The following is a 26,335-nucleotide window of genomic DNA, read 5'->3' as shown; positions in this document are numbered from 1 at the left end:
CGCTTATTTTTGTGCTACAGCCAGGTCACGACGTCTTGGTTCCATAGCATGTTCATATTTAAGTTTTGGAAGATTACTGATGGTTTTAACATCGGCACCCGTATATTTTGTGATGATACTTGCATAATGCTGTACCCCACGACTGTTTATGCTATCAACAGCAATATTATACGCCTTGATAAACTTGGCAACTTGGTCTTTACGGCGCGGTTCTGAAAGTATTTTCTTGCGGAAAGCAACAACACCCAACTGCAAGTTCTTATCTCTGCTGTCAAAGAGTTTTACATGCTGTTCAAGTCGGGCTTTGGTAGCTTGAGGTTCTGGCAGCAACATGGCATCCATCTCGTTGTTAAGCAACATACGCAGACGGATGTTCAAATCGTTGATTTGAACCTTATAAGCATCATATTTAGGCTTACCGCTATCGATTGCTAAAGTAGCCAGATAATCAGTTGCAGAGTAGCGGGTCATTGCCACCATCTTATCTGACAGTTGTTTCAGTTCGGATATACGCGAACGCTTATTGGTGATAAACTGCCAATAAAGATTGGTAGAAATAGGGTACGTCAAAGCAGTACCCCGTTTCTCTATATGATGTGCACGAATCAGATCGGTCACGGCTCCCTCTACGCGCTTGCGCTCGATAGCTGTATCACAATCCATTTGTGCAGTATATCTACGCAAATGTACGTCTACACCTTGCTGCTGGAAGATACTGTCATCACATGCCAGAAAGATTGGCAGGCAGTCCATTGTTGGCATCACCGCTATCTTCAGCGCAGCACGGTCTAGGCTATCCAATCTAGCCTTTTCCTTCTTGCTCAAACGATGACGTTCTGCTTCCGACTTGCCACATCCTGCAAATCCTATAGCCAGCAAGAGCATCAAGGCTGTAAACGTTTTGAACTTATTCATTATCTATCCTTTAATCATTTGTTATTCTACATAGAGAACCAATCCCTTCAAATATTCACCTTCCGGATGATAAATATTGATAGGATGGTCGGCAGGCTGGTGCAACTGGTGCAAGATGCGAACCTTTCTTCCAGCCTGCGCTGCAGCAGTAAACACAGCATTGCGGAACTGATCCTTCGTAACCACCTGAGAGCAACTGAAGGTAAAAAGGATGCCGCCCTTCTTAATACGCTGCAAGCCCTTTACGTTCAGGCGGGTATAGCCCTTCAACGCATTGCGCAAAGCCGCACGGTGCTTGGCAAAAGCAGGAGGATCAAGAACAATCAGATCATACTGCTGGTCATGTTCATCAAGATACTTGAAGGCATCTTCGCAAATAGCCTCATGGCGTGCATCTCCAGGGAAATTGAGCGCAATATTCTCATTGGTCAATTCTATCGCCTTGGCACTGCTGTCTACGGAGTGAACAGCCTTAGCCTCGCCTCTCATCGCATAAACAGAAAAACCGCCGGTATAGCAGAACATGTTGAGCACACTCTTACCCTTGGCATAATGCTCGAGCAGCGAACGGTTCTCACGCTGATCTACGAAGAAACCCGTTTTCTGACCACGCAACCAGTCGATATGGAATTTCAGTCCATTCTCTACAGCAACATCGTCAGCATCACCTCCCAGTATAAAGCCATTTTCCTGTCTGAGGTCAGCCTTATATGGTAAGGTTGTCTCACTCTTATAGTAGATATTCTCTAGAGCTTCGCCCATCACCTTCTTCAAGGCTTTGGCTATCTCCATGCGGCAAACATGCATACCCACACTGTGAGCCTGCATGACAGCAGTAGGACCATAGCAGTCGATAACAAGTCCCGGCAAGTTATCACCCTCACCATGAACCAAGCGATAAGTAGTATTGGATGAATTACCGGCAATACCCAAAGCGAGTCTCATTTTATATGCCGAATCCAATCTGGCACACCAGTACTCCTCATCAATCTCAATATCTCTAAAAGAAAGAACACGTACAGCGATAGAACCGATCTGATAATGACCTATAGCAATGAATTCACCACTACGGGTAAACACTCTCACAATGTCGCCCTCCTCTATGCCCTCATCCATTGCCTGGATAGCACCCGAGAAGATCCATGGATGAAAACGCTTGAGCGATTCTTCCTTACCTTTCTTTAAATATACGCTTTTATACATATTTATATATGAAGTTTCTTACGATTATCAATTTCTATTCCTTACCACCTTATATCATACCCTGAGTTCATCGAGCTCGTAATCGCCTGTAGCAGACAAACGCTTGAATTCCTCATACAGATTAATACAGCACCAGGCATCTGTAGCTGCATAGAGAGCCTGCGATTCCTTCAAATCGCTAGCCTCCCAATTGCTCAACCGTTGCGCCTTGCTGATTTTCTGGTGAAACAGGTTAGCATACAGTTTCTGCAGACTCATGTCTGCGATACCAAAGTTCTTTGCAACTTCCTGCAACTCGATAAAGTAGCCAGCCTTAAAAGCAGCTCGCTTATGGAGCTGCAGCAAGTCATCGTGCCAGGAAAGTCCTACTTTTGGCACGGTGGTATCTTCGAGCAAGCGAATGATGGCAGGAGTCATGCCCGTATGATGCAGGCGGAAGAGATAACAAGTATCATGTGTACTCACCTGCAACAACGAAACATGGTAAGCCTGACCACGCTTGAATGATGGGCGCGTTTCTGTATCCACACCCAGTATATAATGGCTAAGTAGGTCATTAACAGCCGCTTCTGTATCTTCAGACTTGTCAACGACTACGATTTTGCCAGGAAACAAAGCTCTTGGCAAATTCGTGATTGCCGCCTTGTCGAAACTAGTGAAAATAATCTTCATTATGCTTTTTATTCTTTACAAGTTGCAAAATTAGAAAAAAAAGATGAGAAAAAGAATTGTTTTCTCAATTATTTTCGCTAATTTTGCAGATAAATTATTCAAAAATATATAAAATGGCTAAAAAAAGAACTGAAAAAAAGACCAAAACCTTTAGCGAAGCTATTGGTTTACAGTATATTTTCAACAATACTATCACCGACTTTTTCATTGGATTAGCCTTGGTAGTCATTGCTGTGGTTATCATCATCGCTATGATCTCCTTTCTCAACACAGGAGCCAATGACCAGAGTTTGCTCGAAAATCTGAAGCCGGGCGAATGGACCAACACGGAAAAACAGTTTCAGAACTACTGCGGATCCTGGGGAGCCATTGTATCCTATTGGCTCATTGCCATCAATTTCGGATTTCCAGCCTTCATGCTCCCATTCTTTGTCATTATGGTGGGATTGCAGATGATGCATGCCTACAAGTTGAACCTGTGGAAATGGTTCTTCTGCATGATTGTGGTCATGCTATGGATGTCGGTAACCTTTGCCAAGTTCATCGCACCTATCATGCCAAGCCTCACATTCAATCCGGGCGGAAAGCACGGACTCTTTGTCGTGCAGAATCTGGAGAACATCATGGGTCCTCCAGGACTTACTGCCATTCTTTTCTTCGTGGCGGTAGCATTCCTCACCTATCTCACCACTGAAACCATTACGGTAATCAGAAAAGCACTCAACCCTATCGGTTATATATCAAATAAGGTGAAATTTGAGATTACTAACCATGGAAAGAACAGGAAAGATACGGAAGCTATCGACGAGGTATACGCCAGCGCAGCATATGGGCCTGACACAGAGGATGAGAAAGAAGAATATAAGGAAGAAGAACCTGCCAAAGTCATCGACCTGAATCTGGATCCGGACCAGACTTTCGCAAACCCAGACACACCTTCTACGCCTGTTGAGCCAGAGGCAGACGGACAGGAAGCTACAGGAACAGAAGGTGATACAGAAAAAGATGAAACCATCGCTATAGCCAACGGCACGCAGAACGATAATATGTCACTCATTGCACGTCAGCGCGAACTCCGTACAAAACGGGCTGAAAAGGAAGCATTGGAAAAGCAAGCTGCCGAGGCTGCTGCAGCTTCTGAGCATATAGGTATGGACATCTCTGTAGCCACAGCCGACGAGAAGGCTACAGGCAACACCTTGAGCAATGCAGAAGTACTGAATACTCCGATCAATCCGAAGGAGCCATTCACCAGATATAAATATCCGGTACTCAACCTTCTGAAGAAGTATGAGGATGACGGCGTATCCATCGATGAGGAAGAGCAGCGCGCCAACAAAAACCGCATCATCGAGGTGCTGGGCAACTTTGGCGTACAGATCAAAACCATCCGTGCTACGGTTGGTCCTACCATCACACTCTACGAAATCCAGCCTGCAGAAGGCGTACGTATCTCTAAGATCAAGAATCTGGAAGATGACATCGCCTTGAGTCTGGCAGCTCTCGGCATCCGTATCATCGCTCCTATCCCAGGTAAGGGAACCATCGGTATTGAGGTACCTAACGCAAAGGCGAACATCGTTAGTATGGAAAGTACTTTAAACTCAAAGAAATTCCAGGAAACCAAGATGGAGTTACCTATCGCTTTGGGTAAGACCATTACCAACGAAGTGTTTATGGTTGATTTGGCAAAGATTCCTCACCTGCTTGTTGCGGGTGCTACCGGACAGGGTAAATCTGTAGGTTTGAATGCCATCATCACCTCTTTATTATACAAGAAACATCCAAACGAACTCAAACTGGTTCTCATCGACCCTAAGAAGGTGGAGTTTAGCGTCTACTCCCGTATTGCCAATAAGTTTATGGCTGCGGTTCCTGATGAGGAAGAACCTATCATAACCGACGTAACCAAGGTAGTTAGAACCCTTAACAGTCTGTGTGTACTGATGGATAGCCGTTACGACTTGCTCAAAAAGGCAGGAGCCCGTAACATCAAAGAATACAACCAGAAGTATATCAACCACAAGTTGAAGTTGACAGATGGACATGAGTATATGCCATACATCGTGGTGATTATAGATGAGTTCGGTGATCTGATCATGACAGCCGGCAAGGAAGTAGAACTTCCTATTGCCCGTATCGCCCAGCTGGCACGTGCCGTGGGTATCCACATGATTATTGCCACCCAGCGTCCTACAACCAGCATCATCACGGGTAATATCAAGGCTAACTTCCCTGGCCGTATCGCCTTTAAGGTTACATCTGCCATCGACTCAAAGACCATTCTTGACCGTACAGGAGCCAACCAGCTGATTGGTCGTGGTGATATGCTCTATCTCTGCGGCAACGAACCTGTCCGTGTACAGTGCGCCTTTGTTGATACACCTGAAATCGAGCGCATCAACGAGTATATCTGCGAACAGCCTGGCCCTATCGAACCTATGGAGTTGCCAGAACCAGCTAATGATGAAGGAAGCGCAGGTGGAAGCGGCAGCATCAGTGCCCGCGAACTGGATCCGTTCTTCGAAGAGGCAGCCCATGCGATTGTTCTTTCGCAGCAGGGTTCTACCAGCATGATCCAGCGCCGGTTCAGTATCGGCTATAACCGTGCAGGACGACTGATGGACCAGATGGAAGCTGCAGGCATCGTAGGTGCAGCACAGGGCAGCAAGCCTCGTGAGGTACTTATACAGGATGAAAACCAGCTTAATAATCTGTTAATGGCACTTCGAAACTCTTAATTTTAGTAAAGAACTAAGGGTATGAAAGAAGATAATATTGGAAAAGGTTAAATTATTAAACCTTGAAGCCGTGAAAACGTCTAAGAGAGAAAAGACGTTTTTACGGCTTTATGATAGAGTATGAAATTTTAGAAGATATAATATAACATAGAATTTTAAAAGAAAGGAAAAGATAAAAATGAAAAAGATTTTAGCATTGGCTTTCGTTGCAATGATGAGCATCGGAGCCATGGCGCAGACTGCGCAACAGGTACTTGATAAGACCGCTGCCGTTATTGGCAACAAAGGTGGAGCTAGCGCCAACTTCAAGATGAGCAGTTCTAAGTATGGGTCAGCAAGCGGCAGTATTGCCATCAAAGGCAACAAGTTTAACGCCCGTACCCCGCAAGCCATCGTCTGGTTCAACGGCAAGACCCAGTGGACTTATCTAAAGAAAACCAACGAGGTGAATGTCAGCAACCCTACACAGGCTCAGCAGATGTCCATGAACCCTTATACATTTATTAATATATATAAGACTGGTTATAAGTCAACGCTCAAGACAGCAGGCAGTAACTATGTAGTACATCTCGTAGCCAATAACCAGAAACGTTCTGTAGCCGAAATGTATATCACCATCAACAAAAAGACACATGTTCCATCAGTTGTCAAGATGCGACAGGGCAATACCTGGAGTACCATCACGGTAAGTAACTTCAGAGCCAAGAGCGTTTCTAACAGCACATTCAATTTCAACAGCAAGGAATGTCCAGGAGCTGAAGTCATCGACCTGAGATAATCGCCTGAAATATCGTATAAAGTTTATTTTCAAATAAGATTCCCCGCCACAACACTCCGGTAGCGTGACGGGGAATTACTTTTTCCAAAAGGGTTTTAGTATCAATAATTTCCAAAAGCGAATCATAGACTCTCCCTTTTTGCACAACAAATCTTAAAACAACTATGCAATTGTAAAATATTCAAAAATACATTGGAATTTTTGCAAAAATATTTGGCAGATACAAAAGAATTGCTTATCTTTGCATCAACAAATTATAAAAACAAGTAATTATGAAGCAGACAGAAGCCTATCAAAGACTCGTGGAGAAAGGTATCCGACCATCACTCCAGCGTATTGCCATTATGGATTGGCTCATCAAGCATCCCACTCATCCAACTATCGAGGATGTGTACAAAGGATTAGCCGAGAGTATCCCAACATTGAGCAAGACAACCGTTTACAACACACTCAGAATGTTGAGTGAGCACAATGCGGCTCAGATGATCACAATCGATGAACATCGCGTATGTTATGATGGAAATATTAAAAGCCACGTTCATTTCTATTGCAGAAATTGTGGCAAGGTAATTGACTTTTTCGGCGAACCAGCTCCAAAAGTGGAACCAGGAAAGGAAATTGAAGGAAACATCGTATTGGAAGAACAGCTCTACTACAGAGGAATCTGTGCAGAATGCGCTAAAAAAGGCGTAAAGTCACCTCTCACAGAGACTGTTCACTAATTCAAAAGACAATAATTATACAACAACATTTAAAACAAAAACATTATGAAGAAAAAGTTTATTTGCACCGTTTGCGGTTACATTTACGAAGGTACAGAAGCACCAGAGAAGTGCCCTATCTGCAAGGCTCCAGCCAGCAAGTTCAAAGAGATGGAAGATGCAGTAGATGACGATATGACATTTGCTACCGTTCACGTTCTCGGTCAGGCATATAAGGATGGCGTTAATGAAGACGTTATCAAGGGTTTGAAGGACCATTTCAATGGTGAGTGTGGCGAGGTAGGTATGTATCTTGCTATGGCACGCCAGGCAGATCGTGAAGGCTATCCTGAAATTGCAGAGGCTTACAAACGTTATGCCTATGAGGAGGCTGATCACGCTTCTCGTTTTGCAGAACTTCTCGGTGAGGTTTTGGGTGATACCAAGAGCAATCTCGAGGCTCGTATTGCAGCAGAGAAGGGTGCTTGTGAGGATAAGTTCCGCATTGCCAAGCTTGCTAAGGAGCAGGGTTCAGATGCTATCCACGATACCGTTCATGAAATGGCTAAGGATGAAGCCCGCCACTGTGCAGGTTTTGCAGGTCTCTACAAGAGATACTTCAAGTAATAGATTTTAAAAGACGTAACTTTAAAAATTATAATACGATTATTTAGTATTGTTAGTCTAGAAAACAGGAAAGCCGATTCTTGTATAGTAATATACTTGAATCGGCTTTCTTTATGGGATGATAAATATTGTTACTTTGTTTCAGGAACCAGGAACTTGTCTCCTGTTTGCTTAATAAGTTCCTTGGCATATTTCTCAGGATACCCAGGACGAACTGGGGTTGCACCTAACCCATAAGGAGTCTTCTCGAAACTGCCATCTTTTTGGGTTGGCTTGATAATCATGTCATTATACTTCACTACCATAAACTGGAAGAGCTGTTGCCAACGCGCCAACATCTGCTGTGCCTTCTCAATACCATAATCATTGAGATACTTGACAGCAGCCTGTGGATTCTGCGCATACAGTTCCTGAGCCTTAGCCTCAACACCTGGCTGTGCAGCAAAATAGCTGTTATCCAGACTATCACGAACCTCCTTCAAGGTTGGGAACATCTGGCTGTAACGAGGATAAACCATATTGCTGGTCATATTGCAAACCCAGTAAGCATTCTTGAAACTGAAATTCACTGCATCTGCTCCCGGTGTATTATAACACTCAGGACGAACTGTAGAAGAACAGTAGATTGGTGTGAACGCTACCATATTGGCATCATCATTACCAAACCAAAGAACACCGCCAATCTCTCTAGGCATCCATGAACGCATCTGGCTAACAAAAACAAAACCAGTCTGCTGGGTGCTGACCGGACGTTCGTTGAAGCACTGCTTTCCATCCACCTTAAACATCAATGGAGTTGGCCTGTAAGGCATCTGCCAGATACCACCTCCGATATCAGTGCCATCAGCAACAGAAAGAGGTGTACCCTCATAATGGTCACGCATGCAAGCCTCAACATCAGCAACACTCACCTTCTTGTTTGGAACCACCCAGAGAGGCATATCCTTCGCATTAGGATCCTTGCCCAAAGCCCAATCAAGATAAGGACTCATATCATAGAAATGATTCAAGAGAGCCCAAGCACGAGCATCGCAGAAACGACGTCCTGAGAAATCAGGCTTAGCATATGCCATTTTCCATGAGAAATCAGCATCCTTGCCCTGATACCATCCCTTACTGCGAGCAAAAGAAACGACATCCTTGGCATACATCACGTTTTTCTTATCCTTCATATTGAACTTGCCGATACGACTCTGGTTAGCATGTGCACAAACTGCATTATCAGGAATACGGAGAGCTACCCAAACCACGCCCTTAGAGCCTGGTCCCTTGCCCATCATCTCCATAATCCAAGCTTCGTTCGGATCACAGATGGTAAAGGTTTCGCCTTCTGAATTATAGCCGTAAGTATTGGCAATGGTTGTCATCACCTTGATAGCCTCACGGGCAGTCTTACTACGCTGCAGAGCTACATAGATGAGTGAACCATAGTCCATAATACCCGTAGAATCAGCCATTTCCTCACGTCCACCATAAGTAGTTTCACCGATGGTGACCTGCCATTCATTGATATTGCCAATCACATTATAAGTCTCGGCAGCCTCCGGAATCTCACCATGATATTTATTGGTATCCCAATCGTAAATCTTACGCATCTCGCCCTTAGCATGCTTACCGGCAGGAAAATGACAGAGATTTTGGAACATACCATAGTCATCGGCACTATATGAACACATCACAGATCCATCAACCGATGCTTTTTTTCCTACTATAAAGTTGGTACATGCCTCAGCCTCTGAGACACTGCCCAACATAGCCACAGCCATCAAGGCTGAAGCAAAAATCTTATTCATAAAATATACCTTAATTTATATATACAAAGTTTATATATACAAAAAGAGAAGAGCATTTGAATTCTTCACTCTTCCCTCTTCATTCTTTACTTATTCGCAAGCCTTGAAACTCATATCCAAGCCCTTCACACTATGTGTCAAGGCACCAACTGAGATGAAATCAACTCCCTGCTCTGCATAATCGCGGATGGTATCGTAAGTGATACCGCCAGAAGACTCAGTCTCATACTTACCTGCGATGATGTCTACTGCCTTCTTAGTATCAGGCACAGAGAAGTTATCGAGCATGATACGATTTACACCACCATGCTTCAATACCTGGTCGAGCTCATCGAAGCTGCGAACCTCGATTTCAATCTTCAGATCGAGACCCTTCTCCTTGAGATAAGCATGGCAACGGTCGATAGCATTGTCGATGCCACCGGCGAAATCGATATGGTTATCTTTCAAGAGAATCATATCAAAAAGACCGATGCGATGGTTCATACCACCACCGATCTTCACAGCCTGCTTCTCCAACATGCGAAGACCTGGAGTTGTCTTACGGGTATCAAGGATATGAGTCTTTGTACCCTCAAGACGCTTAACATACTTAGCAGTCATGGTAGCAATGCCACTCATACGCTGCATGATATTGAGCATCAAACGCTCTGTCTGGAGCAAAGAACGGGTCTTACCCTCTACAATCATTGCAATGTCACCCTTCTTAACATGGGTCCCATCCTGAAGCAACACTTCTACCTTCATGGTAGGATCGAAACGGGCAAATACCTTCTTTGCCATTTCAACACCTGCCAACACGCCATCTTCCTTGATAAGCAAGTGGCTCTTACCCATGGCGTCTTCTGGGATACAACACAAGGTTGTGTGGTCGCCATCACCGATATCCTCAGCAAATGCCAAGTCTATCAACTTGTCTTCTAATTGATCTACGCTTAACATATTATTAATGTTTATGTTTAATGTTTATTGATTACTTTTCCGTTCCACAGGGCACGGAGGATGCCTTCCTCATCGCGTTCCACCCGGATTTCGCCGCCTAACCATTCGGTCATCGGCAACTCCTCGCGAAACTCGAAGTAGTTCACCACCCTGCCCTCTAGTATTTCTACCACAGCCTGCTGCAATATCGAGCCATCCGGCAATATCACCTGATGGGCTCCGCATCTTCTCATTTCAGCCATATCTTAAACATCCAGACTAATTACTCGTCATCTGAATAGGTTTATCAGGCATAGGAACCGGTGCACTGGTCGGAGGCGCCAAAGCTCCATCCGGACGTGCTGGAACACTCGGACCTGGTATACGGGTCTTACGAGCAGTATCTACTTTTGCCGAATCAGAAGATGCTGCAGAAGAAGAAACCGGTGCCACCTTTTTAGGATGCATACGGATGAGACGAATCTTATTGACAAACATCAGTTTAAGAGTCGTCAAAGAACCGGCATCAGAACTGAAGCCACCCTCATTCAACATAAAGTACCCCTTTATACATTTGACTCCAAGGCTATCATTATCAGCGAGTTCTACACTATAGTGCTGAGCACTCTGAATATGAATTACAGTCTGTGCCACACTATCGTTCTTGAACTGAACAGCCAGCAAAGCGATACCATCACGCATACCATCCTGGAAGATAAACTGCGATTCGAAATCAAGACGGAACCGGTCACCCTTATGGAAAGCAGTATCAGCTTCAATTTTAAAACTGCGACTGTTGAAGCCCTCATCAGGCGAGAATACCATCGAAGTAGCATCCTTCCAGATATTGGCAGTATCGCCAACAGCAGTAAGATTGTCAAAATCACTATTTCCTGCACTGTTTCCACCCAATGCAACCACCTCTTTATCCAATCTTTCAGCCAAATCCTTATACACATCATGCAGCAATTCTGTATGGCGCATATAATAAACCATCGAACTGTCGAAGTCTGCCGAGGTGACATCATGTTTCTTCAGTACAGCCTCGCGATAAGCCAGACTATTCTTCTCACTACCACCGTCTTCGCTCTGCGCCATAGCAAGAGCTATGTGATAATCGAAGAGAATATCCGTCATCTTTCCTTTAGAGAGCACATCTCTTGGCAGCGAAGGCTTGCAAGAAGCGAAGGCTGCACAAAAGGTTACTATCCAACAGAGATAAAGAAAAGCTTTCTTCATGATTACTTGTCCTCCTTATTTTCTTGAGATTGAGACTTTATCTTTTCTTCAGCAGTTTCAATAAAAGAAGAATCTTTAACCTTCTTCTTCTTATCACCACCTCCGAGAGTTTCCAGTTCTTTTCTACAGAAAAGCAAGAGGGAAATGATGCCGACTGATACACAGGAATCTGCAAAATTGAATACAGGATCGAAGAATGTACCATGCTGTCCACCCCAGAAAGGGAACCATTCAGGCCATGTATAGGTGAAGAACGGAAAGCGGAACATATCAACCACCTTGCCCATGAGCACGGGTGCATACCCCTCGCCGAAAGGCACAAGATAAGATACATAATAAGGTGAAGCACCGGTGAAGATAAGTCCGTAGAAGATGGAATCAATCATATTGCCGATTGCACCCGTCAGAACCAACGCCACCAAAATGATGTATAACATGCGATAGGTACCACGCTTAATGATGCGATGCAGATAAATGCTCAACGCACAGATGGCCACCAGGCGCAACAGACTTAGCCAGAACTTGCCGATAAACGACATACCCCAAGCCATTCCGTTGTTCTCAACAAATTCGATATAAAACCAATCAGTAACACGAACAGACTCGCCAAGGCAAAAATGGGTCTTGATGTACACCTTGATAATCTGATCGATAACAAGAAGCACAACCACCATTGCCGTGACGAGCCATCCGTATTTAATTTTACTTGTTTTCTCCATTTATTACTTCTTTCTAGCCTCCTTAGAAGCTACACTCAAAGTGGCATGAGGTACAGCACGCAAACGCTCCTTAGGAATCAACTCACCTGTTTCGCGGTCAATACCATAGGTCTTGTTCTGGATACGAACCAAAGCTGCTTCCAATCCCTTAATGAACTTCTGCTGACGCTGAGCCATCTGGATGATTTCTTCCTTGCTTTGTGCTTCACTACCCTCCTCAAGAGCCTTGTAGGTTGGTGATGTATCTACCACATCATTACTGTCTGAGTGGTTCAGCTGAGCCATACAATCATGATAAGTCTGCTTTGCCACCTTCAATTTCTCATCAATGATAGCGCGGAACTCCTCGAGCTCCTGATCGCTATAACGTAGTTTTTCGTTAGCCATAGATGTTATCTATTATGTTATTTGTTAATGTTTTTAGGGAATAAGGGCTAGAAAGTTAGAAGCAAGCAGTTTGGAAATGCTCCTAACTTCTAACTCCTAACTCCTAACTATTTAATTCTTCTCTACGAGAATGTTCAACTTAAAGTCATCAAACTCGGTCTCAACACCTGCGTTGTCGCCGATTTCGATGCTGTCTGCCAATACCTGACCCTTGATGTAGTCGGCGAATGCCTCGATGGCTGCGTCAGTCTCCTCATTAGGAGCCACAGTTACGTTGATGCGGTCGGTAATCTCCAAACCTGTCTCCTTGCGGAGGTTCTGAATACGGTTGATCAACTCACGAGCCATACCCTCCTTCTTCAATTCTGGGGTCAACTCTACCTCAAGCGCTACGGTCAGATTGCCCTCGTTAGAAACGAGCCATCCTGGAATATCCTCAGAGATAATCTCCACGTCGGCTACCTCTACCACGGCTTCCTGTCCGTCAATATTCAATGTGATGTTGCCTGCCTTCTCGAAGGCTGCAATCTGGTCCTGTTCGAGCGCTGACATCTGGGCAGCAACACCCTTCATCAGCTTGCCGAACTTCTTACCCATCACTCTAAAGTTACACTTCACCTTCTTTACGAGAATGCCCTGACCCTCAATGAAGTTAACCTCCTTCACGTTCACCTCGTTCTTCAACAGTCCGGCTACTGCCTCGATGTGTGCCTTCTGTACATCATCTACTGCAGGAATCATGATCTGCTGGAGTGGCTGACGCACCTTGATGTTCACCTTGCGGCGCAATGCCAATACCATAGAAGTAATCTTCTGGGCGATGGCCATACGTTCCTCCAGGTCGGCATCGATAGCAGCTTCATCTGCTACAGGGAACTTGTCGAGATGTACGCTCTCCAACTCGCCGCCCAAGTCGTGATACAACTCGTCTGCATAGAATGGAGCGAATGGTGCCAGCAGCTTAGCCACTGTCATCAGGCAGGTATAGAGAGTCTGGTAAGCACTCAGCTTATCCTCGCTCATCTCCTTACCCCAGAAACGTTTACGGTTCAGACGAACGTACCAGTTAGAGAGGTCATCGTTGACGAAAGCATCGATGAGACGGCCTGCGCGGGTTGGATCATAGCCAGCCAACTCTCTGTCAACGCCCTTGATGAGGGTATTGAGTGAAGAGAGAATCCAGCGGTCAATCTCTGGGCGCTTCTCGAATGGTACCTGAGCAGCCTCAGCATCGAAACCATCTACATTAGCATAGAGGGCGAAGAAGCTGTAGGTATTATATAAGGTACCGAAGAACTTGCGACGGGTCTCATCCACACCATTAGGGTCGAACTTGAGGTTGTCCCAAGGCTCGCTGTTGGTCATCATATAGAAACGAACAGGATCGGCACCATACTTGTCAATCATCTCGAATGGGTTAGTCACGTTACCCACGTGCTTACTCATCTTGTTGCCCTTGGCATCGAGAACGAGACCAGAAGAGATTACGTTCTTGAAGGCTACGCTATCGAATACCATGGTAGCGATGGCGTGCAGGGTGAAGAACCATCCACGGGTCTGATCCACGCCCTCGTTGATGAAGTCGGCTGGATAGAACTTAGGAGGAATAGCATATCCCTCATAGGTGCTGTGGATGAGTGCATCGCGGTCTGCCTCTGTGCCACGGGCCATCTCACCCTCGAATGGGTAGTGGAGCTGGGCGTAAGGCATTGAACCTGAATCGAACCAAACGTCGATGAGGTCGCTCTCACGATACATTGGCTTGCCCTCCTCGTTAACCAATACAATCTTGTCAACGTATGGACGGTGGAGGTCAATCTTATCATAGTTCTCCTGACTGTAGTCGCCAGGAACGAAACCATTCTCCTTCAATGGGTTGCTCTGCATGATGCCGGCAGCCACAGACTTCTCGATTTCAGCATAGAGTTCCTCAAGACTGCCGATACACTTCTCGCCACGGTTCTCATCACGCCAGATTGGCAATGGAGTACCCCAGAAGCGGGAACGTGAAAGGTTCCAGTCGTTCAGGTTCTCGAGCCAGTTGCCGAAACGGCCTGTACCGGTGCTCTCAGGCTGCCAGTTGATGGTCTTGTTGAGTTCTACCATGCGCTCCTTGCGGGCTGTATCCTTGATAAACCAGCTATCCAATGGATAATAGAGGATAGGCTTGTCGGTACGCCAGCAGTGAGGATAGTTGTGCACGTGCTTCTCGCTCTTGAAAGCCTTGCCCTCCTGCTTCAACTCGTAGCAGAGTACGATGTTCAGGTCTTCAGCCTTCTCAGAAGCCTTCTTGTCCCAGACGCCATCCACATTAAACTGTGGGTCGTAGGCATTCTTCACGTAGTCGCCTGCGTGATGAACGTATGCCTCCTTGTTGACACAAGCGTTCACGAAGTTGGCATCGAGATCTTCGATGAGATAGAACTTACCCTGGAGGTCAACCATTGGGCGGGTCTCACCCTTCTTATTAATAAGGTAGAGGGCAGGGATGTTGGCATCCTTAGCCACCTTGGCATCATCGGCACCGAATGTAGGAGCGATGTGAACGATACCTGTACCATCATCGGTAGTAACGTAGTCGCCGAGGATTACGCGGAAAGCCTCACTCTCCATCTCGACGAACTGATCGCGACCATCCTCAGAAGCGAACACCTTCTCAGGATGAGCAGCAGCATACTCTGTTACGAAAGCCGGTGCGAAGAGATCAACCTTCTCGCATGGCTTTACCCATGGCAGGAGCTGCTCGTAGTGCATGCCTTCGAGGTCGGTACCCTTCATGTGGTCGATAATGCGCCAAGGGCACTGCTTCTTCTCCTTGTCGAATGGCAGAAGATCGCCTTCCTTGCACTCCTGGTCTGCCTTCAGATATGAACCTACCAGCGCCTCAGCCATCACGAGTGTCATAGGCTCGCCATTGTAGAGGTTGTAGGTCTCGATGGCTACATAGTCAATCTTAGGACCCACACAGAGAGCCACGTTTGATGGCAGAGTCCAAGGTGTAGTGGTCCATGCGATGAAGTATGGCTTGCCCCACTTGGTCCACTCAGCCTTAGGATCCTTGATGAGGAACTGGGCTGTGGTGGTGAGGTCCTTTACATCGCGGTAGCATCCAGGCTGGTTCAACTCGTGAGAGCTCAAACCTGTACCTGCACCTGGAGAGTATGGCTGGATGGTGTAACCCTTGTAGAGCAGGCCCTTGTTGTAGAGCTGCTTGAGGAGCCACCAGAGAGTCTCGATATACTTGTTATCGTAGGTGATATAAGGATGATCGAGATCTACGAAGTAACCCATCTTCTCGGTCAACTCGCGCCACTCAGCGGTGAACTTCATCACGTTCTCGCGGCACTTGTGGTTGTAATCCTCTGTAGAGATATACTTCTCTGAAGCCTTGTTGTCGATATCCTTCTTGGTGATGCCGAGTTCCTTCTCGACACCGAGTTCAACAGGGAGTCCGTGGGTATCCCATCCCGCCTTGCGGTGAACCTGGAAACCCTTCATGGTCTTGTATCTGTTGAATGTATCCTTGATACTACGTGCCAACACGTGGTGAATACCCGGGTGGCCATTAGCTGATGGAGGTCCCTCGAAGAAGATAAACTGAGGGCAGCCTTCACGCTCGTCGATAGACTTGTGGAAGATATCATTTTTCTCCCACGCTGCTAGTACGTCATTGTTTGTCTGAGTCAAATTCAGACCGTTGTGCTCGGCAAATTTCTTAGCCATATTATCTTATATTTTTATAATGTTTTTACTTTTGGGCGCAAAGTTACAAAAAAAATATGTTTTACCCAAAAATAGAAAGACTTTTTATATAATTATTTTATTATAAACGAAAAAGTTAGGAGTTGGAACAGCGCCCCGACTCCTAACTTTTTATTTTCCGTTTTATTAAAACTTCGCTACCATGTATTATAAATTTTCAGCCTCTTGCAGCCAGATGGCTGAAGCTGCATCACTAGGCATACGCCAGTCGCCACGAGGACTGAGGCTTACGCTACCTACTTTCGGACCGTCAGGCAGACAGCTGCGCTTGAACTGCTGATTGAAGAAACGGCGCACGAAGGTCTTCAGCCACTTTTTGATAGTCTCCTCATCATAGCTGTCAGGATCATTATCACTGATCTTTACACGCTCCAGTTCGGAATCAATAAATGCCTTCTTTGCCAACATGTAAATCTTGGAAGGACGGAAACCGAAACGCAGGAAATAGTAGAGGAAGAAATCATGCAGTTCGTATGGTCCCACCAAATCTTCCGTCTTCTGCTTGATATTTCCATTCTCATCTGCCGGAATCAACTCTGGACTGATAGGAGTATCGATGATATCACGAAGAGTGATGCGGCTCTGTTCGTCTACCCCACTCTCTGCTACATGATTTACGAGATGGCGGATCAGGGTCTTAGGAATGCTGGCATTCACGCCATACATACTCATGTGGTCACCATTATAGGTAGCCCATCCTAATGCCAACTCTGAAAGGTCGCCGGTACCGATAACCATACCACCCATCTTATTGGCTAAATCCATCAGGATCTGGGTACGTTCACGAGCCTGGGAATTCTCGTAAGTCACATCATGCACACTGGCATCCTGACCGATGTCCTCAAAGTGCTGGGTTACAGCCTTGGCGATGCTGATTTCCTTAATGGTAATACCAAGACTCTGCATCAGCGAGATAGCATTATTGTAGGTTCTGTCTGTGGTTCCGAATCCCGGCATAGTGACACCTACGATACCCTTTCGGTTCATTTTGAGTTTATCAAAAGCTTTTACACAAACGAGTAAGGCCAGCGTAGAATCCAAACCACCGCTAATACCGATTACTACGGTCTTGGCATGGGTATGAACGATACGCTTGGCTAGTCCCATGAGTTGGATATTGAAAATTTCCTCGCAAGAGGCATTCATATCGCTGCTGGTAGGAATAAACGGATGCGGATTCACCTCACGTTCCAACACAAAATCGCGTTCATTTTCGGTAGGTTCGGCTTCAATATTACGGATATTGAACTGACCGCCGAGAACAGAATACTTAATATTGCGCTGGGCATTTACATAAGTAGAATTCGTACGACGCTCAGAGCGGAGTTTCTCTACATCTATCTGTGAGATAACCATCTGCGGTTCAATAGAGAAACGTTCACTCTGTGAAAGTAAAACTCCATTCTCATAAATCAGGGCATTTCCACCATAAACCACATCCTGCGTACTCTCACCGAATCCGCAGGAACTGTAGATATATCCGGTCATGGTACGGGCACTCTGCTGGCTGAGCAGACTCTTCAGATAATGATGTTTTCCGATGAGTTCGTCGCTTGCAGAAAGATTGAAAATCAGGTCTGCTCCTGCTAGCGCCAGTTTGTTGCTAGGAGGAGCCGGAGCCCATACATCTTCGCAGATTTCCACACCAAACTGTACGCCATCGAAAGTTTGAAAAATCTGAACATCAGGCGTCAGTTTCACCTTATGTCCGGCATAACGGACTTCGCAATCTCTCAGGTCCTGAGCCGAGGCAAACCAGCGTTTCTCATAAAACTCGCTGTAGTTTGGAAGATATGTTTTCGGTACAATACCGAGAATCTGTCCATGCTGGATAACGATACCACAATTGAGCAACAAGTCGCCCGCTATCACCGGCGCCCCCACGATAGAGATGACATCGAGTTTGCGTGTGAAATCGAGCAACATCATCACCGCCTGCTCAGATGATTCGAGAAGCATCTGCTGACGGAAGAGATCCTGACAGGAATAGCCCGTAACAGAGAGTTCCGGAAATGTAATGATCTCTACACCCTTTCCCTCAGCCAGCGCTATCTGTTCCTCTATCTGCTGGGTATTGAAAATGACATCACCCACCTTTACGGCAGGGATGGCACTGGCTACCTTAATAAATCCGTACTTCATAATAAATTACTTTATTGTTACCTGTGTAGCACCATAGCCATACTCCTGGAAAGAAGCATCCTGATAGGTGCAACTCTTATAGCGATAGTTCAACTCATGAATGAGAGTCTGGCGCAACACGCCTTCACCCTTTCCATGAATAAAGATAATTTTCTGTCCCTTCTTTTTCTTATATTCCTCCATGGTCTTCTTGAAGATATCCATCTGATAATGAAGAATATCGGCAGAATTCATTCCAGCAGTTGTTTCAAGCACTTCATCCGCATGAAGATCTATCACAAGGGTACCATCATCCTTCTTGCTCTTCTTCTTGCTGGTGTTGGCAACAACCTTCTCATCCTTATACATCTGCTCTTTCAGACGCTTGGAATCGATAACCAGCGGACGGGCTATTTCATCGTTCTCTACAATCGTAAAGAGATAGGCTGGAGTCTCGAAGAAATCATTCTCCTCGAAAAGATGAAGTTTGTAGAATTTCACGGGATCGAGACGGAACTGAACATCTGTTGCCGGCTTCAGGAGAAATGGCTTGTCCTTCTTGTAAGCTATCATCTGGATGGCGATATGCTCCATCTCGTTTAGAGCCTCACGACCGAATTCCTCGATGAAGAGTTTGGTGTTCGGTTCTATTTCTCCCTCTGCTTTCAGAGTCCATGCATTTCCCTCAGCCACGAGATAGGTATAGCGGAGATAGTAGTTGCTGTCATTCACCATATAGGTCTCGAAACGGGTATTGGTTACGTCCTTGATGTTGATAGGTACAAAGGCGAGATAAGCACTGAGTTTGTTGCCACCCGTACGTTCCTCAACCGGTTTCACAAAGGTTATCTCACGGTCGGCAGCATCATATTCCTCTACATCCATATCCACGTCATCGTGATCATTCAAGATGGCCTTGATACTCCGGCTGTCCTGATGCAGTTCGGTATTGGCATGCTCCTCAGCCTTCTGCTGCGCATCCATCTTAGCCGAAATCATCTTGCCCATGGAGTATTCATCCTGCTCCACCACAACCACCTCGTTGATAGGCATCGGAATCTCAAAACCATCCTCATCCTCAACGAGCACAATATTTTTACCTTGGAAGCCGGCAACCTTTCCGCCACCCACTTCGCTCAAGAATCTGACTTTATCTCCTTTTTTCATAATCTATTAATAATTTGTAATTGCAAAGATACAAAAGATATTGCAAAACAGGGCTTATTTTAATATTTTTAATGCTACAGATAAAAATAATCCTGCAAAAGATGCACCATGTTAGATATTTTTCCGTATCTTTGCAAAGAAAAAGAAATAGTAACGAACCCTTTAAACTGAAAAGTTATGATTACATTTCCTTGCGCCAAGATCAATCTTGGTTTAAATATAGTTAGCAAGCGGAAAGATGGATACCACAATCTTGAAACGGTGTTCTACCCTATTCCGCTGACCGATGCACTTGAAATCAAGCTCATGGGCGATGAATTCCCTAGCGATGTTCCTTGTGATCTGAAGATTACAGGTAACGCAGTGGATTGCGATGAACAGAACAATCTCGTTGTAAAAGCTTATAATCTCCTGGCTGCCGACTTCAGGATTCCACGCATCCATGCTCATCTGGTAAAGCGTATTCCTTCGCAGGCTGGTTTGGGTGGCGGTTCTGCCGATGCAGCCTTCATGATTCGTTTGCTTGACGAGCGTTTCCGTCTCAATATCGGTAATCCGGAGATGGAAAGATACGCTGCCAAGCTGGGCGCAGACTGTGCCTACTTCATTTCAGCCGATCCCGAGGATGGCGATACTGCTTGCTATGCAGAAGGCATCGGCGAAGAACTGATGCCGGTAAGTGGTCCTGGCGATAATCTGAGGGGCTATCATCTGGTTGTGGTGAAGCGCGATGACATTGCCGTCAGCACCAAAGAGGCTTATGCAGCCATCACCCCACAGGCACCAGCCAAATGTTGCCGCGACATTGTACGCCAGCCTATCGAGACTTGGAAAGAGGAACTTGTCAACGATTTTGAGGCACCTATCTTCAAGATGCACCCGGAACTGGCAGAAATCAAACAGAAGCTGTACAACCTGGGTGCCGTATATGCAGCGATGAGTGGTAGCGGAAGTGCCATCTTCGGTATCTTCAAGCATAAACCTGCAAATATAGAGGAACAGTTCGAAGGAATGTTCTGTAAAATAATGAAACTTTAATTTAGTTAATAGTTTACTCAAATTATAATGAACGAAGAAACACATCAGAAACTGATGACTATCAAGCGAAGCTTCCGCTTGCTGATGAATGGTCCGGGATCGCAATCTATGCGCGATAAGGGACTGGGATATAAACTGAATTGGGGCGTACCATTCTATGAACTGAAAAAGATGGCTGAGGAATATGGTAAAGACTATGACCTCGCCATCGAACTGTGGAAGGAAGATATCCGGGAGTGCAAGATTCTGGCTACACTCATCATGCCTGCCGATAAGATGCTTCCGGAAATCACAGATTTATGGATGGAACAGGTACAGAGTCAGGAGATGGCAGAGATGCTTGCCTTCAACCTTTTGCAGCACGTAGATTATGCGCCTGTCATCGCCTACCAGTGGATCGCGAGTGACAAGCCGCTCTATGAGATTGCCGGTTTCCAACTCCTTGCCCGTCTCTTTGCCAATGGGAAAGAGCCTAACGAGCGTGGCATCAACGAATTCCTGGATCAGGCTGCCACTGCATTGCAGGGTGACAACATGGGAATAAAACATGCTGTCTCTAATGCGGTTCTCCGTTTCTGCGACTTCGGTGAAGATTTCGAGAAAATTGCAAGAGGCGCACTCAAGGGTATCTACGAGATTTAACGGTTCTGCAGATGCGGTCAGAAACAGGCCACAACCCTGCTGAAAATACGTCCCGACGTAGCATTTGCTGCGTCCCGACATACAAAAAAATACGTCCCGATGCAGCAAACGCTACGTCGGGACGTATTTTTATGGCTATTTTCGTCATTACATGAAATACTTCTGGTATTCGTTTTCGAAGTTCGGAGTGAAAACACCCTTGCCGATGTTTTCGCTGATTTCATCCTTGGTCCAGAATCTGCCACCGGCCAATTCTTCCTGGCTCGGTTTCACCTCGCCATCATATACACAGCGATGTACATAAACCAGTTCCTTTTCCCGCTGACTCTCAAAGACATAATGCCCAAGAGATTCCGGTTCAAAATCGGTGATACCCAATTCTTCCCTTACCTCGCGATGCAATGCCTGACTCACACTTTCGCCTAAATCAACATGACCGCCGCAGGCTGTATCCCATTTATCCGGCTGGATATCCTTCCAGGCTGGACGATGCTGCAGATACAGATCACCCCGGCTGTTGAATACATGCAGATGAACAACCGGATGCAATATCTTGCTTCCGTCATGGGCATGACCGCGGGTAACAGCGCCCAGGATGTTGCCCATTTCATCTACTATCGGAAATTCCTCGTTCTTATTATCTATCATCATTTTAAAAGTTTATAGTTAACAGTTTATAGCGGCTTCGCCGTATAGCATGGTTGCCGTATAGCAAGAATGCCCTATAAACTATCAACTCTTAACTATTAACTTTCTAAAGCGTTCCGTATTCATCAGAGTAGCGCAACATCTGGTCGACATAGCTCTCCTCGTAATCCAATACTACGTCTGTAATTTCGCCTTCTTCATCCATCTCCAGCGTCATCTTCGGATTGATGAATCCCTTGTATGGAGCGAGATTCAGTTTCTTGTATCTTGCCAGTATCTCGCGGTGCAATTCCGGATCAATATTCACGGCATACTTCTCTACCAACAGGCGGGCAGCCTCGAAATCACCCTCACTCTTGATGCGCTGAATTTCAGCAAGCAACTCACCGAAGAGATGGCGGAGCTTGGCATAATCATTAATCTTCACATAAGTCTTCGTCGTAATGATATTGCCCTCACTGTCCTTCAAAGCATCCTCGGCAGAAGCATAGTTCATATCCATCTTCACCAGTTCCACAGCACCCTCGACATGTTCCATCACCCACCAGGCTATCAGCGCACGGTTGCGCATGTGGGCTTCCTCTATCTTGTCGCCTTCCTTGATGCGGATAGTCTGGGTGAGCAGACCGTTCATCAGATAACCGTAATACTGAGCCTTGTATGCCTCATCATTCGGAGTCAGACCCAGTTCTACCAATTTATGGTCGGCTACATAATAGAGTCCGAAAAGATCGGCTCTCGCCTCTTCTATCGTACTGCCATACGCCTTCAGTGCATCAGGGTCGGTACCAGGCAAGAGCTGTCCGCTACCATGTCCCAGACACTCATGCAGGTCGGTATGCAGATCATCTGTAATATCCTCGTACTGATTCATCAGACTGATGGTATCCTCGTCGATAACGAATTCATCGCGGAAGCCATTGCCTTGAGCTGCCTTGTTATATGCCTCGGTCAGGTTACCGATAGTCACACTCTTAGAACCATATTCCTGACGGATCCAGTTGGCATTCGGAAGATTGATGCCGATGGCAGAAGCTGGATACTCTTCGCCACCCAACATCGCAGCACAGATGACATTGGCCGTAACACCCTTCACCTCCGGCTTGCGGAAACGTGGGTCTACAGGTGAATGATCCTCAAACCACTGGGCATTCTGACTGATGGTCTGGGTGCGCTTCGTAGCTTCAAGATCCTTATATTCTACGATGCCTTCCCATGTACCTTTCAGTCCGAGCGGATCGCCATACACTTCGATAAATCCGTTGATGAAATCAATCATTCCCTCGTGCTGCTGCACCCAAGCAATGCTGTAACGGTCGAAATCCTTGAGATCGCCTGTACGGTAATACTTCACCAGGAGATCGATGAGATGTTTCTGTTCCTCATTTTCTGCATATTTCTGAGCACGGAGCAACCAGGAAACAATCTCCTTGATAGCTGCACCATAGAGGCCGTCTTCTGTCCATTTCAGCTCCACCAGTTCACCATTACGCTTGGTCAGTTTAGAGTTCAGTCCATACGAAGGTGCCTGTTCGTTGCCCTCTTCCTTCATCCTGGCATAGAAACGTTCTACTTCTGCCTGAGAAACATTCTCATAGAAATTGCAGGCTGAAGTCTGCACCAGATCCTCGCCATCCGTCTGATTCACGCGCTTAGGCATGACTTCCGGATTGAAGATGATAGGCACCAGAATGCCCAACAGGTCTTCCTTGCTCTGTCCCTTGGAAAGAGGCAGGTATTCATCGGCTACAGCCCCAACCATCTCATAGAAAGATTCCTCTGAAAATCCTGGCACAAACTTTTCACATCCATAGTGATGATGGATGCCGCTGGCAAACCAGACACGCTTCAGGTAAACTTCGAAAGCCTTGAAATCTTCGCTTTCGCGATTACCCTCGTAATGAAGGTATACAGCCTCCAGGGTTTTACGGATGCGCAGGTTGTATTTGCCCTGCTGGTCGAAGGTGATATCACGTCCCAAGAGGGTTGCCTTCGACAAGCAATAAATATAAATTTTCTGTGTGAGCGACAGGTTTTCGAAACCCTTCAGCTCATAACGGAGCATCTGGATATCGGCAAATCGCTCTTGAGTGTTTACATTACATTTTGCCATTTTTATCTGTATTTACCATGCAAAAGTAATACATTTTTTCCACATACCAAACTTTTCCTCCTGTTTTTCGCTCTTTGCAAAGTTTTTTACTTGAAATATGCACTTTTTCTTGGAGAAAACTTTTATTTATGCAGATTATTCATTACCTTTGCATGAAAATCAAGACAAAAACATGCCGGTAAAGGCAGAAATCATAAAACGGCAATCATGCAGATAAACGAGATATTAAAAAGCTATTTTGGATACGATTCCTTCCGCCCCAACCAGGAAGCGATTATCAGAGAGGTAATGCAGGGACACGACTGTCTGGTTCTCATGCCGACTGGTGGTGGAAAGAGTCTGTGCTACCAGGTTCCCGCATTAGCAATGGAAGGTACAGCTGTGGTCATTTCACCGCTCATCAGTCTGATGCACGACCAGGTGGAGGCGCTCAAGGCAAACGGTATCCCGGCTGAGGCACTGAACAGCGGAAACGACACGACCGATGAACTTATCATCCGACGCCGATGCGAGAAGGGAGAACTGAAACTCCTTTATGTTTCGCCCGAAAAACTCATCAGCGAGATACCTTATTTATTCAGCAACATCAAGATTTCGCTCTTTGCCGTTGACGAGGCCCACTGCATCAGCCAGTGGGGACACGATTTCCGTCCGGAGTATTCGCAACTCGGTATGCTGCACGAGAATTTCCGCAATGTCCCGGTGATGGCGCTCACAGCCACAGCCGACAAGATAACGCGCGAAGATATCATACGCCAGCTTCATCTCAATGGGCAGACGTTCGTAAGCAGTTTCGACCGCCCCAACCTCTCCCTCACCGTAAGACAGGAGAGCACCAAAAAGGCAAAGCTCCAATACATCACCCGCTTCATCAGTAATCATCCAGAAGAAGCAGGCATCATCTACTGTCTCTCCCGCAAGAACACCGAAATGGTAGCTCAGGAACTTATCGATCTGGGTATCAATGCCGCAGCCTATCACGCCGGAATGACTGCCCAGACCAGAGCATCAGTACAGGAGCGGTTCAAGATGGACCAGATTCAGGTGGTATGTGCTACCATCGCTTTCGGAATGGGCATCGACAAGAGTAATGTGCGCTGGGTAATCCACTATAATATGCCTAAAAGCATCGAGAGTTTCTATCAGGAAATAGGTAGAGCCGGAAGAGATGGAGCACCATCAGATACCGTACTGTTCTATTCGATGGCCGACATCATCACCCTCCGTTCTTTCTGTGAAGAAAGCGGACAGCGTGATGTAAATATGGAGAAACTGCGCCGCATGGAGGAATATGCCGAATCGAGAGTATGCCGACGACGCATTCTGCTGAATTATTTTGGCGAGACATCATCCTGCAACTGCGGCAACTGTGATGTTTGCAAGAATCCTCCACGCACCTTCGACGGCACCATCAGAGCCCAGAAAGCCCTGAGTGCCGTGGTCCGTTCGGGTGAGCATATTGCAGTAGGTACCTGCATCGAGATTCTGAGAGGCATGCATTCTTCTGCAGTTGTGAAAAACAAATACAACGAGATGAAAACCTTCGGTGTGGGCAGGGATACAACATCTAAGGACTGGAATGCTTATCTGCTGCAGATGCTGCAGATGGGATTCTTCGAGATTGCCTACAACAACCACAACTACATGAAGGTTACCGATTTAGGCTGGAAGGTACTGAAGGGAGAACATCATGTTTCGCTGGCTTATATCGAAGAAGATGATAAAGCCACCCGCCCAAAGAGAACGGTACGCAACAGGAAGGGCGCCATCGCCCAGCCGGGAAATCTCATTCCTGAGGTGCATGCCGAACGTGTCATCTTCCAGGAAGACTCGAAAGGCGTGGAAGACAAAGGGCTCTTTGAACACCTCAGAAAGATACGCAAGAACCTTGCCGACGAACAGGGTTATCCTCCATATATCGTACTCAGCGACAAGAGCCTTCATGAACTCGCAAGAATGAAACCTACCACCAAGAATGCCATGAGTCTGATCAGTGGTATCGGAGAATTCAAGCTCAATAAATATGGCGATACCTTCATCAAGGCTATCAGGAAATATACAGGACTATAACAGAAATTTTCTGCATTTTCAGCTTGTCTTGCCACTCATCTTGAAGGCGTCGGCATAGTGCTTTGCGTCTATCTGGGC

Annotated in this window: 21 protein-coding genes; 7 read left to right on the top strand and 14 right to left on the bottom strand. The window is 46.1% G+C overall.

Annotated elements, in window-relative coordinates:
- Positions 1 to 3: 3 nt before the first annotated feature.
- From ONT18_RS02885 to ONT18_RS02875, 3 genes are read right to left on the bottom strand one after another with little or no spacing between them, the layout of a single operon-like run.
- The gene (locus ONT18_RS02885; RefSeq protein WP_264903919.1) at positions 4 to 915 is read right to left on the bottom strand and encodes an ABC transporter substrate-binding protein; all 912 of its coding nucleotides are present in this window, start codon (positions 913 to 915) and stop codon (positions 4 to 6) included.
- Between the two features lie 21 nt (positions 916 to 936).
- Positions 937 to 2,118, bottom strand: a complete 1,182-nt coding sequence (locus tag ONT18_RS02880; RefSeq protein WP_022120962.1) for a class I SAM-dependent rRNA methyltransferase — start codon at positions 2,116 to 2,118, stop codon at positions 937 to 939.
- A 54-nt stretch (positions 2,119 to 2,172) separates the two neighbouring features.
- The gene (locus ONT18_RS02875; protein ID WP_264906778.1) at positions 2,173 to 2,793 is read right to left on the bottom strand and encodes a 3'-5' exonuclease; all 621 of its coding nucleotides are present in this window, start codon (positions 2,791 to 2,793) and stop codon (positions 2,173 to 2,175) included.
- 110 nt (positions 2,794 to 2,903) lie between these two features.
- On the opposite strand from ONT18_RS02875, the gene ONT18_RS02870 reads away from it, so the two are divergent.
- The 4 genes from ONT18_RS02870 (at position 2,904) to ONT18_RS02855 (ending at position 7,637) form a co-directional block, all read left to right on the top strand.
- Positions 2,904 to 5,531: an FtsK/SpoIIIE family DNA translocase gene (locus tag ONT18_RS02870; protein ID WP_264903917.1), complete on the top strand. Its 2,628-nt coding sequence runs from the start codon at positions 2,904 to 2,906 to the stop codon at positions 5,529 to 5,531.
- A 178-nt stretch (positions 5,532 to 5,709) separates the two neighbouring features.
- Positions 5,710 to 6,309, top strand: coding sequence for a LolA-like putative outer membrane lipoprotein chaperone (locus ONT18_RS02865; RefSeq protein ID WP_117693060.1), 600 nt, complete (start codon positions 5,710 to 5,712; stop codon positions 6,307 to 6,309).
- A 272-nt stretch (positions 6,310 to 6,581) separates the two neighbouring features.
- Complete coding sequence (locus ONT18_RS02860) at positions 6,582 to 7,031, top strand: Fur family transcriptional regulator (protein ID WP_117693059.1); 450 nt, start codon at positions 6,582 to 6,584, stop codon at positions 7,029 to 7,031.
- A gap of 45 nt (positions 7,032 to 7,076) precedes the next feature.
- Entirely contained in the window at positions 7,077 to 7,637 is a 561-nt protein-coding gene (locus ONT18_RS02855; protein WP_022120967.1) for an NADH peroxidase, read from the top strand.
- Positions 7,638 to 7,768: 131 nt separating this feature from the next.
- Here the strand turns inward: ONT18_RS02855 and ONT18_RS02850 are convergent, their stop codons facing one another.
- The 9 genes from ONT18_RS02850 to ONT18_RS02810 form a co-directional block, all read right to left on the bottom strand.
- Positions 7,769 to 9,403, bottom strand: a complete 1,635-nt coding sequence (locus ONT18_RS02850) for a dipeptidase (RefSeq protein WP_437183735.1) — start codon at positions 9,401 to 9,403, stop codon at positions 7,769 to 7,771.
- A gap of 117 nt (positions 9,404 to 9,520) precedes the next feature.
- Positions 9,521 to 10,372 carry a carboxylating nicotinate-nucleotide diphosphorylase gene (gene nadC, locus ONT18_RS02845; protein WP_006846832.1) on the bottom strand — a complete coding sequence of 284 codons (852 nt, stop codon included), beginning with the start codon at positions 10,370 to 10,372 and terminating at the stop codon, positions 9,521 to 9,523.
- Between the two features lie 17 nt (positions 10,373 to 10,389).
- Entirely contained in the window at positions 10,390 to 10,614 is a 225-nt protein-coding gene (locus ONT18_RS02840; RefSeq protein WP_117726948.1) for a hypothetical protein, read from the bottom strand.
- Positions 10,615 to 10,630: 16 nt separating this feature from the next.
- Entirely contained in the window at positions 10,631 to 11,590 is a 960-nt protein-coding gene (locus tag ONT18_RS02835; protein WP_006846834.1) for a DUF4296 domain-containing protein, read from the bottom strand.
- A gap of 2 nt (positions 11,591 to 11,592) precedes the next feature.
- A complete protein-coding gene (locus ONT18_RS02830; RefSeq protein WP_264903912.1) occupies positions 11,593 to 12,309 on the bottom strand; it encodes a lipoprotein signal peptidase in 717 nt (238 codons plus the stop codon).
- A gap of 3 nt (positions 12,310 to 12,312) precedes the next feature.
- Positions 12,313 to 12,696: a TraR/DksA family transcriptional regulator gene (locus ONT18_RS02825; RefSeq protein WP_022120972.1), complete on the bottom strand. Its 384-nt coding sequence runs from the start codon at positions 12,694 to 12,696 to the stop codon at positions 12,313 to 12,315.
- Between the two features lie 111 nt (positions 12,697 to 12,807).
- Positions 12,808 to 16,419, bottom strand: coding sequence for an isoleucine--tRNA ligase (ileS, locus tag ONT18_RS02820; RefSeq protein WP_264903911.1), 3,612 nt, complete (start codon positions 16,417 to 16,419; stop codon positions 12,808 to 12,810).
- Between the two features lie 186 nt (positions 16,420 to 16,605).
- The gene (locus ONT18_RS02815; protein ID WP_264903910.1) at positions 16,606 to 18,600 is read right to left on the bottom strand and encodes an NAD(+) synthase; all 1,995 of its coding nucleotides are present in this window, start codon (positions 18,598 to 18,600) and stop codon (positions 16,606 to 16,608) included.
- Positions 18,601 to 18,606: 6 nt separating this feature from the next.
- Positions 18,607 to 19,746, bottom strand: coding sequence for a DUF2027 domain-containing protein (locus ONT18_RS02810; protein WP_118416173.1), 1,140 nt, complete (start codon positions 19,744 to 19,746; stop codon positions 18,607 to 18,609).
- Between the two features lie 177 nt (positions 19,747 to 19,923).
- Between ONT18_RS02810 and ispE the strand changes: the two genes are divergently transcribed.
- Together ispE and ONT18_RS02800 are read left to right on the top strand one after the other, a co-directional pair.
- Positions 19,924 to 20,784, top strand: a complete 861-nt coding sequence (gene ispE / locus ONT18_RS02805; protein WP_117692879.1) for a 4-(cytidine 5'-diphospho)-2-C-methyl-D-erythritol kinase — start codon at positions 19,924 to 19,926, stop codon at positions 20,782 to 20,784.
- 27 nt (positions 20,785 to 20,811) lie between these two features.
- Positions 20,812 to 21,426: a DNA alkylation repair protein gene (locus tag ONT18_RS02800; protein ID WP_118191225.1), complete on the top strand. Its 615-nt coding sequence runs from the start codon at positions 20,812 to 20,814 to the stop codon at positions 21,424 to 21,426.
- A gap of 147 nt (positions 21,427 to 21,573) precedes the next feature.
- On the opposite strand, the gene ONT18_RS02795 is transcribed toward ONT18_RS02800, so the two are convergent.
- Together ONT18_RS02795 and ONT18_RS02790 are read right to left on the bottom strand one after the other, a co-directional pair.
- The gene (locus ONT18_RS02795; protein ID WP_118081131.1) at positions 21,574 to 22,077 is read right to left on the bottom strand and encodes an NUDIX hydrolase; all 504 of its coding nucleotides are present in this window, start codon (positions 22,075 to 22,077) and stop codon (positions 21,574 to 21,576) included.
- A gap of 103 nt (positions 22,078 to 22,180) precedes the next feature.
- Positions 22,181 to 24,187 (bottom strand): dipeptidyl peptidase 3, encoded by a 2,007-nt coding sequence (locus ONT18_RS02790; protein ID WP_264903909.1) that lies wholly within the window; start codon positions 24,185 to 24,187, stop codon positions 22,181 to 22,183.
- Positions 24,188 to 24,394: 207 nt separating this feature from the next.
- Here ONT18_RS02790 and recQ point away from each other — a divergent pair, with 207 nt between their 5' ends.
- Positions 24,395 to 26,257, top strand: a complete 1,863-nt coding sequence (recQ, locus tag ONT18_RS02785) for a DNA helicase RecQ (RefSeq protein WP_264903908.1) — start codon at positions 24,395 to 24,397, stop codon at positions 26,255 to 26,257.
- Positions 26,258 to 26,335 lie beyond the last annotated feature (78 nt).

It is taken from the genome of Segatella copri, assembly GCF_026015295.1.
Lineage (GTDB): Bacteria > Bacteroidota > Bacteroidia > Bacteroidales > Bacteroidaceae > Prevotella > Prevotella copri_C.
This window is presented reverse-complemented; position numbering and strand designations above follow the sequence as displayed.